Annotated in this window: 14 protein-coding genes; 13 read left to right on the plus strand and 1 reads right to left on the minus strand. The window is 43.8% G+C overall.

Annotated elements, in window-relative coordinates; all coding sequences use genetic code 11:
* Positions 1-100: 100 nt before the first annotated feature.
* A complete protein-coding gene (locus FFM66_RS10910) occupies positions 101-874 on the minus strand; it encodes a hypothetical protein (RefSeq protein ID WP_137605934.1) in 774 nt (257 codons plus the stop codon).
* Between the two features lie 242 nt (positions 875-1116).
* Here FFM66_RS10910 and FFM66_RS10915 point away from each other — a divergent pair, with 242 nt between their 5' ends.
* The 13 genes from FFM66_RS10915 to pknB all read left to right on the plus strand — a co-directional run bounded on the left by FFM66_RS10915 (position 1117) and on the right by pknB (position 14531).
* On the plus strand, positions 1117-1836 hold the full coding sequence (locus FFM66_RS10915) for a class A sortase (protein WP_137605926.1): 720 nt from the start codon (positions 1117-1119) through the stop codon (positions 1834-1836).
* Positions 1837-1934: 98 nt separating this feature from the next.
* Positions 1935-3587 (plus strand): patatin-like phospholipase family protein, encoded by a 1653-nt coding sequence (locus FFM66_RS10920; protein WP_137605927.1) that lies wholly within the window; start codon positions 1935-1937, stop codon positions 3585-3587.
* Positions 3588-3590: 3 nt separating this feature from the next.
* A complete protein-coding gene (locus FFM66_RS10925) occupies positions 3591-3809 on the plus strand; it encodes a YdbC family protein (RefSeq protein ID WP_048604557.1) in 219 nt (72 codons plus the stop codon).
* A 79-nt stretch (positions 3810-3888) separates the two neighbouring features.
* Complete coding sequence (locus FFM66_RS10930) at positions 3889-4773, plus strand: YicC/YloC family endoribonuclease (protein WP_048604556.1); 885 nt, start codon at positions 3889-3891, stop codon at positions 4771-4773.
* Between the two features lie 56 nt (positions 4774-4829).
* Positions 4830-5111, plus strand: coding sequence for a hypothetical protein (locus tag FFM66_RS10935; RefSeq protein ID WP_048604555.1), 282 nt, complete (start codon positions 4830-4832; stop codon positions 5109-5111).
* A 182-nt stretch (positions 5112-5293) separates the two neighbouring features.
* Entirely contained in the window at positions 5294-5908 is a 615-nt protein-coding gene (gene gmk, locus FFM66_RS10940; RefSeq protein WP_048604554.1) for a guanylate kinase, read from the plus strand.
* 4 nt (positions 5909-5912) lie between these two features.
* The gene (rpoZ, locus tag FFM66_RS10945; RefSeq protein WP_137605928.1) at positions 5913-6218 is read left to right on the plus strand and encodes a DNA-directed RNA polymerase subunit omega; all 306 of its coding nucleotides are present in this window, start codon (positions 5913-5915) and stop codon (positions 6216-6218) included.
* Positions 6219-6443: 225 nt separating this feature from the next.
* Positions 6444-8846 (plus strand): primosomal protein N', encoded by a 2403-nt coding sequence (gene priA, locus FFM66_RS10950; RefSeq protein ID WP_137605929.1) that lies wholly within the window; start codon positions 6444-6446, stop codon positions 8844-8846.
* 11 nt (positions 8847-8857) lie between these two features.
* Positions 8858-9349 carry a peptide deformylase gene (def, locus tag FFM66_RS10955; RefSeq protein WP_048604551.1) on the plus strand — a complete coding sequence of 164 codons (492 nt, stop codon included), beginning with the start codon at positions 8858-8860 and terminating at the stop codon, positions 9347-9349.
* Positions 9342-10295, plus strand: coding sequence for a methionyl-tRNA formyltransferase (gene fmt, locus FFM66_RS10960; protein ID WP_137605930.1), 954 nt, complete (start codon positions 9342-9344; stop codon positions 10293-10295). The genes def and fmt overlap by 8 nt, the downstream gene beginning before the upstream one ends.
* Complete coding sequence (gene rsmB / locus FFM66_RS10965) at positions 10288-11643, plus strand: 16S rRNA (cytosine(967)-C(5))-methyltransferase RsmB (RefSeq protein ID WP_137605931.1); 1356 nt, start codon at positions 10288-10290, stop codon at positions 11641-11643. The genes fmt and rsmB overlap by 8 nt, the downstream gene beginning before the upstream one ends.
* A gap of 15 nt (positions 11644-11658) precedes the next feature.
* Positions 11659-12399 carry a Stp1/IreP family PP2C-type Ser/Thr phosphatase gene (locus tag FFM66_RS10970; protein WP_137605932.1) on the plus strand — a complete coding sequence of 247 codons (741 nt, stop codon included), beginning with the start codon at positions 11659-11661 and terminating at the stop codon, positions 12397-12399.
* Positions 12396-14531: a Stk1 family PASTA domain-containing Ser/Thr kinase gene (gene pknB, locus FFM66_RS10975; protein WP_137605933.1), complete on the plus strand. Its 2136-nt coding sequence runs from the start codon at positions 12396-12398 to the stop codon at positions 14529-14531. The genes FFM66_RS10970 and pknB overlap by 4 nt, the downstream gene beginning before the upstream one ends.
* Positions 14532-14914: the final 383 nt, after the last annotated feature.

The following is a 14914-nucleotide window of genomic DNA, read 5'->3' on the forward strand; positions in this document are numbered from 1 at the left end:
TGTTTGCCACAAAATTAGCAAACAGCTCTCTAAAAATTTTATTATATTTCCGTGTCCACTTGACGGGGAGCCAACCAACTTTGTCGTTGAAGAAACGTTTTTAGTTTGGCAAAAAAATAAGATCTTCGTCTTCATAATCGATTTTCCAAGTTCGTTTGACGCTATGATAGGTCAAGGTTGCGACCCGCATGTCTTCTAAGTATTGACTTTCTTGTTTACGCAAGCCGGCGTCTTCTACGATGTAAATCGGAATTCGATACTCTTTGTCAATCAATTCTGTCTGATCGAAGCAAAAGAGGGTTCCTTCTTGAAACAAGCCTTTCAATTCCTTTAAGCGTTCAATCGAAAGCTTGTCAACAGAGGTTGCTTTGCGGAAAAAAGACCGTCGATCATTGATTCGTTCCAAAACAATCCGAGTCAGCTTGTCGGCCAAGATGCGATAAAATTCATCCAAATAGCGGTAATAAATCCGAGCTAAATCATCTTTGAGATCAAAGTAAACAAAATTATTTTGTAATTTATAAAAAAATGGGGAATGAAGGTGCGTCTTCATGTGACCAAAATACAACAATTCAGAAATTTCAAGAGGCGTCAGTTCCTTGATCATAGAACCGTCGCTAAAATCAATCCATTTGATTTCTTCTTGCACCCGCCCGCGACTGATCGTCGTAAAAAAGTGATCAATTGCCTCACTGCCTCGCAGGACCTTCATACCGGTATGTGCTTCATATTCGCCATAGTCACTGGAGGTATCAAGCAGTAGGATATTCTTGGGTTGATGAACGATTCCGCGAGTGAAATCTGCGGTCGTAATTCCCCGTGACAAAACGGCGTTGCTGGTTGTGTCGATATGGACATAGACCATTTTTGTCATTTTCACCTACTCCTCCTTTTCACTGTGTGCTTTTATTTTACAACAAAGCCGCTATAAAAGCTTGTTTCTTTTCCTTTAAAATTTTATTACAAAAGGACAATTTTATGAAATTTTTCTTTTTTTGTTTTCATTTTTAATAAAAAAACAAATGATTGCTCCTTACTGGGAGAAACACGCTTAAGTAGGCTCTTAGTGGGAAAATATGATATAGTTAGCCTATCAAAAAAATGGAGCGTAAAAGGATGGCAAAGAAAAAAAAATCTCGTGTGAAAAATTGGCTGATCAATCTGCTTTTGGTTTTATTATTGGTCGTTGGTTTGGCACTGGTTTTCAGTAATCAGATCAAGAATTTTTTGATCAAGTCCAATGGAGAAAAGTATGCCGTTTCGGCGATGACGCAAAAAGAAGTGGAAAAAAATCTGGAGGCAGATGCGCCGTTTGATTTTGATGCGATCGAATCCGTTTCACCGGAAGCGGTCTTGCGGGCGCAATTCAGCAATAAACGTCTACCGGTGATTGGGGGAGTTGCTGTACCGCGGGTCAAGGTCAATCTGCCAATTTTTAAAGGACTGTCGAATGAGGCGCTGTTGTGGGGAGCAGGTACTTTAGACCCTGCGCAAAAAATGGGAGAAGGCAACTACGCCCTTGCCAGTCACCGGGCATTGGAAGAAGGACTGCTGTTTCGCCCGTTGGAAGATGTCAAAGTCGGTGATATTTTTTATCTGACGGACTTGAGCAAGGTGTACACCTATAAAACGCAAATCAAAAAAACTGTCGCCCCAACAGCGGTAGAGTGGCTGGATATCATTCCCGGAAAAAAATTGGCAACATTGATTACTTGTAACGATGATGCGGGCACCAATCGAATCGTTGTGCAGGGCGAATTACAAGAAATTACCCCCATTAATGAGGCGACCAAAGAAATGAAAGATGCCTTTAACTTAGAACAAAAAACCTATTGATTTGAATAACGGATGCGAATGAAACCTTTAAACAGTTTTCTTCGCATCTTTTTTCAGCCATCTGCTTTTTTGTTATACTGGAAAGGGGAGGGAATTTGATGATTATTGAACGAATTTATCCTTCAGAATTTATTGAATACCAAACAAATTTTCAGAAAAGTCAATTGGCACTGCCTTTTTTTACGAGTCATTCTGCGGGACGGGCGGGCTTTTTACAGGCGGTCAAAGAGGGAACCGCTTGGCAAATCACCGTGCAGCAGCATACCTTTTATTTAAGCGGCACTCTTCACGAAGAGGCGTTGGTGGTGACCAATTTGTTGCAGCATCCGGCAGAAAATGTGACTTGGCAGGAAACGTTTGACAGCATTGAAGTGTTTGCCAAAAAAAATTTCAGCAAACAAATCCAGTTGAAGGTCACAGTGGAAAAGACTTTGCAGCGTTGGTTAACGGTTTATGGCTATACCGTTGAAGGAAAAACACTCGTCAAACGTTGCCAGTATCATACTGCATTGGTTCTTGGCGGTGGGGGTGCGCGGGGAGCTTATCAGATCGGCGTGTGGCAGGCATTAAAGGAACAAGGAGTTACCATTCAATTGATTACCGGCACCTCTGTAGGGGCGCTGAATGGCGGATTGATTCTGCAAGGTGACAGTGAAGCGGCACGAAATCTTTGGTGGCAGATCAATACCGGCTCAGTGCTGCAATTTCCGGCGGCAGCGGCAGAAAGTCGCACCTTAGTGGCTTTGTTGAATCAGATTCGTTCATTGACTGCGACGGCTTTGCGGGAAAACGGAACAAGCACGGAGCCGTTAAGGCAGTTGATCCAGCAAAATTTTTCTCCAGAAAAAGACCAAGAACAAAAAATTCAGCTATACGTTTGTAGTACCCGATTGCCGGATTTTTTTGAGGTAGTGGTGCCCTTTGATTGGCAAAATTTGCCGGAAAGCTTGGATTGGCTGATTGCGTCGGCCTCTTTTTATCCGGCAATGAAGGCCAAGGAGATTGGCGGGCAACTATACATGGATGGCGGCTATCGGAATAATTTGCCGGTGGATGTGGCGCTTGCGCAAGGGGCAACGGAATGTATTCTGGTGGATGTGCAGGGACCGGGTTTTGTCAAAAAAACCGCTGTCCCGCAATCTGTGGCAGTTATTGAACTGCATTCCCCATGGACGCTGGGCAGTTTTTTAGTGTTTGACGGGGATCGGTCCAAAAAAAATTATCAGTTAGGCTATTATGAGACCCAAAAGTATTTTGCGCGTTTTCAAGGCTACTGGTATACTTTTTTTAACGAAGAAAATCTGGAAAACGATTGGCAGCAGTTTTGCCAAAAAATCCGTAAAACGCAACCTCGACTGTGGCGCTTGATCAAAAGAAAAGAAACGTGGCAAAAAATGCGTAAGTTTTATCAGGGCAAGGTTACTTTTGAAACAGCCGGTCTGGCGCTGATGGAATGGATGGGTCTGCTGCTGTCTTTGGAGCCGGCACACGTTTATCGAAAAGCAGATTTTTGTCGGGCTTTGTTCACCGCTTTGGAAAAACAAGAGCCCCTTGAAGGTGTTTATTCGGTTCAAGAATGGCTGCGGATGTATCGGGAACGATTGATTGCTTGGTCAGAAGTCAATCAATTCATTTATTTTTACCGAATGTTCCGGGAACAAAGACAGGAGTTGCCGGTCCATTTATTGGAGCGGCTGCCGATTCCGCTGATTGCGGCAAGATTTTTGATGTATTTAGACGAAGGAGAATAAAACATGGCGCAAGAATTTAGTTACGAAATTGTAGAAGAAATCGCAGTTTTATCTGAGAATCCAAAAGGGTGGAGAAAAGAGCTGAATCTAGTCAGTTGGAACGGCCGTCCGCCAAAATTTGATTTGCGGGATTGGAGCCCGGAACATGAAAAGATGGGGAAAGGTGTCACCTTGAGCAACGAAGAATTTGATGCGTTGAAAAAAACAATTCAGGCAATGTAACGGTAAGCAGTCCTTTTCTTTAACCAACAGGAAAAGGGGAAATCTTTTAGTAAAAAATGAATACGAAGGAGCCTTGTCCATGAAAAGCATGACCGGTTTTGGTAAAGCAATCAGCGAATCGGACCAGTATCAAATCGAAGTAGAAATCAAAAGTGTCAACCACCGCTTTTTGGATATTCAGCTGCGCAGTCCTAAGCAACTGAACAGTTTTGAAGGAGCGATTCGGCAAAAGGTAAAGGAACATCTGCAAAGAGGACGGGTAGAAATTTACGTGACTCTGACCGAAAAAGGCGACACGGACAAAGAAATCCAAGTGCATTGGTCCTTGATCGAGCAACTGGTCAAAGAACTGCAGCAAGGCAGCAAAGAACGCTTTGGGGAAACGGATTTTTCACCGGCACGGTTGTTGGAAGAGTTGGCGGTGTTGCCGGATTTTGTCGAGGTCAAGCAAAAAAAGGCAGAAGATGAGTTGTTGGAATCGTTGGTTTTGCAGGCAATTGACCAAGCCTTGGCCGCAAATGTCCGCTCCCGCACAACGGAAGGGGAACAATTACGGCAGGTGCTTGCGGCAAATGGTACCGAGTTGTCCAATCGATTAGCAGATTTAATGCAATTTTCAGCCGAATATGAAACGGATTTCCGGGGGCGATTTGAAAAGAAACTACAGGAATATTTGGGAGAAAGTGTTGATCAGGAACGACTACTGACGGAAATGGTGTTACTGCTGGAACGCAGCGACATCCACGAAGAGATTGATCGTATGGCGATTCATTTAAAAAAATTTGCCGTTCTAGTCGCACAGGATATCCCGGTTGGCCGGGAGCTTGATTTTTTGATTCAAGAAATGAACCGAGAAATCAATACGATTGGTTCAAAATCCAGTCCGATTGAAATCAAAGAATTGGTCGTACAGATGAAAACAATCGTGGAAAAAATTCGTGAGCAAGTTCAAAATATTGAATAAAACCAGCTTTACTTTTATCAAAGAAGTTTAATGCGAAGAAAGAGGAGGAACAAAAAATGAAGTATTATGATGTGACATTTCAAGGATTAAGCGGTCGCGGAATCATCAAACGAACGGTTCCCTCTGAAAAAGATCCCTTTGACGCTTGGGAAGACGCCTGTGTGAAAATCACGGAGGATGAATTGCAGTTGCTGGTAAATGAGACGTATATCGTAGTTAAACGGCAATACCTTGCCCGTATTGATATCGAAGAAGTCAAAGACCCGATTGACGAAGCGATGGAGCGCAAAGACGAATTGACCAGTGTGATTAACGCCTTATCAAATATGGGTTTTTGATTATTGGTTGTTTGTCAAAAGATGGGAAGCTTGTTGGAAAAACAAGCTTCTCTCTTTTTGCCATTTTTTTAAAAGTGGCTTTTTGAGGAAAATACCGCTATAATAGTAAAGTAACTCTTGAAACTTACAGAAAAAAAGTGCAAAATAGACGTTAAGCAAATGACCAGTGAAAGGACGTCCCTATGTCAGATCGAGGTTTATTAATCGTATTATCCGGGCCTTCAGGTGTTGGAAAAGGCACTGTACGCAAAGCCATTTTTGAAAGCAAGGACAATGATTTTCACTATTCTGTTTCCATGACCACTCGCAAAATGCGAAAAGGGGAAGTAGAAGGTGTAGATTATTTTTTCCGTACAAGAGAAGAATTTGAAAAATTGATCGAATCAGGAGAGATGCTGGAGTACGCCGAGTATGTCGGTAATTACTATGGCACCCCGCTTTCCTATGTTCAAAAAACGCTGGATGACGGCAAAGATGTCTTTTTAGAAATCGAAGTCCAAGGCGCACAGCAAGTAAAAGAAAAAGTGCCGGATGGTGTGTTCATCTTTTTGACCCCACCAGATCTTCATGAATTGAAATCACGAATCGTCGGTCGGGGAACGGATGCACCGGATGTGATCGAAGAGCGCATGCAGGTGGCCAGAGAAGAAATCGAAATGATGGCGCTGTACGACTATGCCGTCGTTAATGACGAAGTACCAAAGGCTGTGGAACGAATCAAAAAGATCATTGAAAGCGAACATTATCGTGTTGATCGAGTAATCGGAAAATATATCAGAATGTTAAAGGAGATGTAGTCTTATGATGTTGAAACCTTCTATCGACTCATTGTTAAATCAAGTAAATTCCAAGTATTCCCTAGTAATCCTTGCCAGCAAACGAGCTCATGAATTAGATGCCGGCGGGCAAGCAACCTTGGACAGCTTCGATTCTGTTAAAAGTGTCGGACAAGCATTGGAAGAAATCGATGCAAGAACTGTTATCAGTGATCCTCATCCAGAAATCAAACGAGCACGTTTGAAATTGGAAAAGGAAGAAAAAGAAGCACAAAAAGATCGAAGTCAAAAAGAACTGGAAGCACGGATTCGCGACGAACAAAAATTATAGACATTTTCAAGGTGAAAGCTGAAACTGGCTTTCATCTTTCTTTTTTGTGCAAAAAGGGAAATTAAGTTTTTATTTCAGCCGCGCCAAGCTACAGACAAAGGACCATTTCTCTAGTAAAATAGAGCAAGATGCTTTGCGTGGACCAAGTTTTGGACGAGGAACAACCGCAAAAGCAAGAGTCAAAAAGCAAAGAAACATCACTAATTAACAAGGAGGGACCCATGCATGGAATTAGCGGAAGTCATTGTTGATGTACCAACGATGCAGACCGATCAACCATTTACCTATTACATTCCGGATGAACTAGCGGATGTCGTGACAGTGGGCATGCGTGTGGAAGTTCCATTTGGTAATGGCAATCGACATATTCAAGGCTTTGTAGTAAACAAAACCATCTCTGATCGTGTGGACTCGTTGAAACCCATCATTCGGGTTTTGGACTTGGCACCGGTTTTGAACACAGAGCTGTTACAATTAGCCGATTATATGAAAGAAACGACATTTGCCTTTAAAATCACCTGCCTGCAAACGATGCTGCCTAGTGTTTTAAAGGCCTCTTATGAAAAGCAAATCGTTTTATTGGCGGAAGACAATGAAACGGCAAACTCTTTTTTTGGGGAAGAGAGGGTTATTTCGTGGTCAGCAGCAGAGGAAAAAGGTATTTTGCCGGCACTGATGCGCTTACGGGAAAAACAAATTGTTGATATCCAATATTTAGTCAAAAAGAAAAATAACGTCAAGACCAGACGAATGGTTCGCAGCTTGTTGGATCATAAAGAAGCGGCGGCTCATCAAACAACCTTGCGAAAAACCGCTGTTCGTCAGCATCAGTTGCTGACGGTTTTAGCGGAGCAAAAGGAATTACTTCCCGTCACCTTTTTTACGGAAGCTGGAATTTCGACCGCTCAATTAAATCAAGGACAAAAAAATCACTGGTTGGCATTTGAAGAAGTGGAAGAATACCGGGACCCCTTCAGCGACCATCAGTTTCAAAAAACGACGGCGTTACAACTAAATGCAGAACAAGAATACGCTGTTCAAGCGGTGCTGAGTGCTGAAGCACAAGGCGAAGCCAAAACTTTTTTGTTGGAAGGAATCACCGGTAGCGGAAAAACCGAGGTTTATCTGCAAACCATCGCTTCAGTATTGCAAAAAGGAAAGACGGCAATCATGCTGGTACCGGAAATCGCGTTGACGCCACAAATGGTTCACCGTTTCAAAAGTCGATTGGGAGATGCTGTTGCTGTTTTACACAGCGGTTTGTCGCAAGGAGAAAAGTATGATGAGTGGCGGAAAATTGAACGAGGAGAAGCCCAGGTCGTTGTGGGAGCTCGCTCAGCCGTTTTTGCTCCCCTAGAAAATATTGGTGTCATTATTGTGGATGAAGAGCATGAAGCTACCTACAAGCAGGAAGAAACCCCACGGTATCACGCGCGGGAATTAGCTATTTGGCGGGGAGCCTACCATCATTGTCCTGTCATCTTGGGCAGTGCTACTCCATCATTGGAATCTCGGGCACGGGCGCAAAAAAAAGTCTACCAATTGTTAACTCTCACCCAGCGGGCAAATCCGGCAGCCAATCTTCCAACGGTTGAAGTGGTGGATATGCGGGAAGAATTTGCGAAGAAAAATACCAGCTCCTTTTCGCTGACGTTGAAGGAAAAAATCAACCAACGTTTGGCAGACCAAGAACAGGTGATTTTGCTATTGAACCGGCGAGGCTATTCTTCGTTTATCATGTGCCGGGATTGCGGCTTTGTTTTGCCTTGTCCAAACTGTGACATCTCGTTGACACTTCATATGGATACCAAGACCATGCGCTGTCACTATTGCGGGCATGAAGAACGAATTCCTCACCGCTGCCCAAATTGCGGCGAAGATCGGATTCGCTACTATGGAACCGGCACCCAAAAGGTGGAAGAAGAACTAAAAGATGTTTTTCCAACAGCAAGGATTTTGCGAATGGATGTCGATACGACTCGGCGCAAAGGCGCCCATGAGAAAATTTTAGCTGCTTTTGGTGAAAGAAAAGCCGATATTTTATTAGGCACTCAAATGATTGCGAAAGGATTGGATTTTCCGGAAGTGACTTTGGTGGGTGTCTTAAATGCAGACACCGCATTGAATCTGCCAGATTTTCGTTCCAGTGAACGGACATTCCAATTGTTGACGCAGGTGAGTGGTCGGGCAGGTCGCGCACAAAAGCCCGGTGAAGTAGTTATCCAGACTTTTAATCCAGAGCACTATGCAATCAAGCTGGCACAGGCTCAAGACTATGAAACTTTTTATCAGCAGGAAATGATCGTTCGTCATCGTGGCGGCTACCCGCCATTTTATTTCACGGTGAAACTTACCGCCAGTCATGAAGAAGAACAACAGGCGGCACAAAAGATGTTTCAAATCGCTCGGGAGATTCAGCAGACAGTTGGGAACCAAAGCATTCTGTTGGGACCAACTCCGGGAGCGATTCTGCGGGTGAAAAACCGCTACTACTACCAATTGATTATCAAGTACAAAAATGAACCCAAGCTAGCCCAAGCCTTGCAGAAGATTTTGACAGTCAGTCAGAAGGAACAACGACAAGGACTTTTGGTGACTATTGACAAAGAACCCCTACACTTTATTTAAAGGAGCAGTCCATGCGATACCCAATTATTCTTCAGCCGGATAAGCGGTTGAAGACCCCCTGTCAGCCAATTGAATCCATCACGGATGAGCTGGTAGATTTATTAGACGATCTTTATGAAACAATGGTGGCTCATGATGGTGTCGGCATTGCCGCACCTCAGATAGGAAAAACGATTCAAGTTGCTCTGGTGGAAGTCGAAGAAGGAGATTGTTTTGAACTGATCAATCCTCAAATCATTGAAAGCCACGGCACGACCATTGACGTAGAAGGCTGCCTGAGTATTCCCCATGTGTATGGAACCGTTGAGCGGGCAGCAGAGATCACTGTTCGTTATTACGATCGCGAAGGGGACGAGATGGAGGTCCAAGCCTTTGATTATTTGGCACGGGCGATGCAGCATGAAATCGATCATTTAAACGGAATTCTTTTTACGGAAAAAATGATCGACAAAATTCCTGAAAGTGAATTAGACCAATACATGGAGGAACATGAAAATGACTAAACTTGTATTTATGGGCACCCCCGCCTTTTCCGTACCGATTTTAGATGGTTTGGTGGCAGCGGGCTATGAAATTTTAGCGGTCGTTACCCAACCAGATCGTCCAGTCGGGCGCAAAAAAACCATCACACCGCCTCCCGTAAAAGAAGCGGCGTTAAGACACGGTATTCCAGTACTGCAGCCGGAAAAAATCTCCGGTTCACCGGAAATGGCGGAAATCGACCGCTTGCAGCCAGATCTAATCGTGACGGCAGCATTCGGACAATTTTTACCAGAAAAATTATTGCAGATCCCCCGCCTTGGTGCGATCAACGTTCATGCCTCTTTGCTGCCAAAATATCGTGGCGGGGCGCCAGTTCATTATGCCGTCATCAATGGGGAAGAAAAAACTGGTGTGACGATCATGGAAATGATCAAAAAAATGGATGCCGGCGGAATTTATGCCCAAGCAGAAATTCCTATCAGTAAAACAGATGATGTGGGCTCAATGTTTGACAAATTAAGTCTCGTTGGTCGGGATCTTTTGTTGGAAACTTTGCCACAATTAATAGCCGGGAAACTGGAAAAAATCCCTCAAGAAGAAAGTCAGGTCACTTTCTCGCCGAATATCACTCGGGAACAAGAAGCCATTGATTGGCAAAAAACGGCAACCCAGATTGATCAGCAGGTTCGTGGGATGCGTCCGTGGCCGATTGCCTTTACTACTTTTGAAAATACCCGCTGGAAATTATGGCAAGTAACGCCTCTGGAAGAAACCACAGAAGCCGAAGCGGGAACGATTATCTATCGTGACAAAAAACAGCTTTGGATCGCCTGCGGGAAGCAGACGGTTTTAGCAATCAATGAGTTACAGCCAGCAGGAAAAGCCAAACAAACCATTCAGGCATTTTTAAATGGGGTAGGGCAAACCGCTACTGTCGGCAAGAAGGTAGGCGTTGTCAATGGCTAGAACCCCCAAAGTAAAACGTTCCGTTCGGTACACGGCATTGCAGATTTTAGAACGGGTGGAAAAAGGCGGCGCCTATTCCAATCTGCTAATCAATGAGGGCATCAAAAACGGTCGCTTGAATGAAAAAGATGGTCGTTTATTGACAGAATTAGTCTACGGAACCATCAGCCGTCAGCTTTTATTGGATTTTTATTTAAAAAAATTTATCAAAGATGCAAAAAAAGTGGAGCCGTGGGTTCAACGTCTGCTGCGTCTATCTTTGTATCAAATGCTTTATCTGGATAAAGTGCCCAGCCATGCGATTTTAAATGAAGCAGTAGAAATTGCCAAAGCAAAAGGCAGTGTCGGGGTGAGCAAATTTATCAATGCTGTTTTACGAAATGTGCAGCGGCAGGGAGTCGCAGATATTTCTGAAATTTCTGACCCAATCCAACGCTTGGCGACAGAAATCAGTATGCCGAAATGGTTGACTCAAAAATTTGTGGCACAGCTGGGTGAAGAAGAAACCCGTCGTTTAGGTTTATCTTTATTTACCCCAAGTCATGTCAGTGCCCGAGTCGACCTGCGGAGAATTTCCAGAGAAGCGGTGTTGGAAAATTTGGCTGAAGAAGAAATCATCGCCAAAAACAGCGTGGTTTCTCCCTATGGCGTGGTTGCAGAAAAAGGCTATCTAGCAGGAAGTACTTTGTTTCATGAAGGATTGTTGACTGCACAAGATGAAAGCTCGATGCTGGTTGCCCCAGCTTTGCAATTGCAGCCTCACCACAAAGTATTGGACGCATGTGCGGCACCGGGAGGAAAAACAACCCATATTGCCACTTTTTTGGAACACGAACAGGGTGGAGAAGTAATTGCTTTGGATATTCACCAGCACAAGGTCCAATTGATTGAAGAAAATGCGCAACGTTTAGGTGTTGACGATGTAGTTGTAGGGGAAAAGATGGATGCACGGCAGGCCCATGAACAGTTCCCGCCGGAAAGTTTTGACCGGATTTTAGTGGATGCTCCTTGTTCTGGATTAGGGCTGATGCGCCGCAAACCGGATATTAAATACCATAAGAAACCGGAAGATTTTCTGCAGCTGCAAAAAATCCAACTGGCAATTTTGGCGAGTGTTTCCGGCACCTTGAAGAGGAACGGTATTTTGGTATATAGTACATGTACAGTAACAGAAGAAGAAAATCAGCAGGTAGTGGCTAAATTTTTGGCAGATCATCCTGAATTTGAGTCAATTCCTGTCGCTGTCAATGAGCTCGTTGGAGAGACACTTCAAGAAAATCTATTGACGATTTATCCGCAGCAATTTATGACGGACGGCTTTTTTATCAGCTGTCTTCGAAAAAAGTAACGAAAGGTGAACACAATGGAAATTCGATTTCGTAGCGATGTTGGTAAAAAGCGCAATACCAATCAAGATTACGCCGCCGTATTCAAAAATAAAGCCGGCTATACGTTGGCTTTGTTAGCGGACGGTATGGGTGGTCATTTGGCAGGGGATGTTGCTAGTAAACAAGCAGTCCACGAGTTAGGGGATGCTTGGGCACAGGGAAGCATTAAGGATTCTGATACCGCAGAAGAATGGCTGGTAGAAAAAATCCAAGCTGAAAATACCGCGATTTTTGAAAAAGGACAAGAAAATCCCCAAATGAATGGAATGGGCACTACTGTCGTAGCAGTCATTTTATTTGATGACCAGTTTACGTTAGGTCATGTCGGTGACAGCCGGGTCTATCTTTTCCGAGAGGGAGAATTGATCCAATTGACGGAAGATCATTCATTGGTCAACGAACTGGTGAAGTCTGGGGAGATTACCAAAGAAATGGCGGCAAATCATCCCCGTAGAAACGTATTGACCCGCTCTGTCGGCATGCCGGGAGAGGTCGAGGTAGATGTGGATACCCATTTCTTGGCAGTGGATGATTACCTGCTTTTGGCGTCAGATGGACTGACAAATATGGTCAGTGAGGCAGAAATCACGGAGGTCTTGGCATCGGATTTAGTGCTGGATGAAAAAATTCAAGTGCTGATCGACAAAGCCAATGCAGCCGGTGGTGTCGACAATATTACGGTATTGTTGATTGAAATCGGAGGAGAACGCCCATGATTGAAATCGGCAAAAAACTAAGTGGACGATACCAAATTCTTGGAAATATCGGCAGTGGTGGAATGGCGAATGTTTATCTGGCCCACGATTTGATTTTGGATAGAGAAGTTGCAGTCAAGGTTTTGCGCTTTGACTTCCAAAATGATCAGACCGCGATTCGCCGTTTTCAACGAGAAGCGCTGGCAGCAACGGAACTGGTCCATCCTAACATCGTCACGGTTTACGACGTTGGCGAAGAAGATGGAATGCAGTATCTTGTGATGGAATATGTCAAAGGAATGGATTTGAAACGCTATATTCAATCCCATTACCCGATTCCCTATTTATCCGTAGTAGAAATCATGCAGCAGATTTTGTCTGCAATCGCATTGGCCCATCAACACCGAATCATCCATCGGGATTTGAAGCCGCAAAATATTCTGATCAATGAAGACGGCGTGATCAAAATCGCTGATTTCGGGATTGCCATTGCACTCTCGGAAACCTCAATTACACAAACCAATACGATGTTGGGTTCAGTGCACTATCTTTCACCAGAACAGGCACGGGGCAGTATGGCAACGAGTCAGTCGGATATCTATGCTATCGGAATCATTTTGTATGAAATGCTGACGGGAAATGTGCCATTTGATGGAGAATCCGCAGTGACCATCGCATTGAAGCATTTTCAAGAGGAAATTCCTTCTGTGAGAATGTATGATCCGAATATTCCTCAATCGTTGGAAAATGTTGTGTTGCATGCTACCGCCAAAGAACCGGCGGACCGCTATAAAAAAGCAGAAGAAATGAGTGCAGACTTAGATACCGTCTTGTCACCGGAACGATTGAATGAACCTCGTTGGCAGCCTCATGCAATGGCAGATGCTACACGAGTACTTACACCGATTTCTGATGAAATGCTCACGAAAGAACCGGAACCAAACATCGAAGAGCCACAAGAGAAACCATCGAAAGAATCAAAAAAACCAAAAAAATCGAAGAAGAAACGAAAATGGTTATTGGTTTTTCTCGTTCTATTGATTTTGGCATTAGCTGGCGGACTGGTAGCCTTTCTTTCCAGTGGTGGACAGCGGGAAATTGCTGTGCCGGATACAGTCGGTATTACTGAAGCAGCTGCACGGGAAAAACTGCGGGAAGTCGGCTTGACCCCGGCAACGGAAACCGAAGAAATTGCCAGTGATGAAGTTGCAGAAGGTCGAGTCGTCAAGACGGACCCAATCAGCGGGAATGTTGTGAAAAAAGGCACTGAAGTAACGATTTATTTGAGTTCCGGCAGTGAAACCATCGAAATGAAGGATTATGAGGACTGGACTTATGATGAGGCATTGACGGATTTAAAAAATCTGGATTTTCCTGAAAAGAACATCGAACCAAAATACGAATACAGTGATACAGTGGAAAAAGATAAAGTCATTCGCCAATCTCCAGAGGCCGGAGAAAAGGTGTCACCGAAAGAAGATTCGGTGACATTGGTCATCAGTCAAGGTGTAAAACCGGTGGAGATGCCGGACTTTGTCAGCCAAGTATACGGCTATTCGGATGCCGTTAGTGAGTTGACAACTTTGGGAATCGAAGAAGGGCAGATTCAGCAAGAGGAAGAATACAGCGATACGGTTGATGCAGGAATAATTATGGATCAATCACCTAATGCCGGCAGTGAAGTAATTCCGGGGCAAACGAAAATCACATTGACTGTGAGTCTTGGAAAAGAACCGCCAAAACCAATCAAAATGCCGGATTATGTTGGTTCTACGTATGAAAGCGCGGTAAGCAGTCTGGCTGCCAAGGGTATCTCAGACGATCAGATTACCCGCAAAGAAGAAGCCAGTGACAAAGTCGACGAAGGAAACATCATCAGTCAATCCCCTGATAAAAATGGCGAAGTCGTTATTGGCGATACGCAGATCATACTGACTGTCAGCAGCGGTTCCAATAAAGTCACGTTGGATGACATCAGTGGATATTCCAAGAGCGATGCTCGAACCTATTTGAGAGAGTTGGGTTTGAAATATACGGAATCGACCGAAGCAAGTTCAACTGTTGCCAAAGATCAAGTAATCCGAACAGAGCCGGCAAGCGGTTCTGTAGAAAAAGGATCCACAGTAAAAATTATTTATTCTTCAGGTTCGTAATAAAAAGTGAAGCAACAGTCGCATCAAGTGCGGTTGTTGCTTCACTTTTTTTGTTGAAGAATCACGGCTTCTGTTTTTTGTTCGCATGTTTTTTTTTACAAAAGAAATGTAATCCAAAATGTCTTCCAGTTCTTCTTTTGTGGTATTTTCGTCGATTTGGCTGGCGATTTTTTTTGCTTGTCAGAAAAGAAATCACTTGTTTGTTCTCGTCCCAACAAGTAATCAATGGACACGTCAAAATAGTCTGCTAAGGCAGTCAACGTTTCGGGTTCTGTTGCAAAGTTTTAAATCTACTATCAAATAAGGTAGAATAATAGAAAAAGATAGCAGGAGGAATGACGATGAATCATTTTAAAGGAAAGCAATTTCAGCAGGATGTGATT

The sequence above is a fragment of the Enterococcus songbeiensis genome (genome assembly GCF_005405265.1).
GTDB classification, from domain to species: Bacteria; Bacillota; Bacilli; order Lactobacillales; family Enterococcaceae; genus Enterococcus_C; species Enterococcus_C songbeiensis.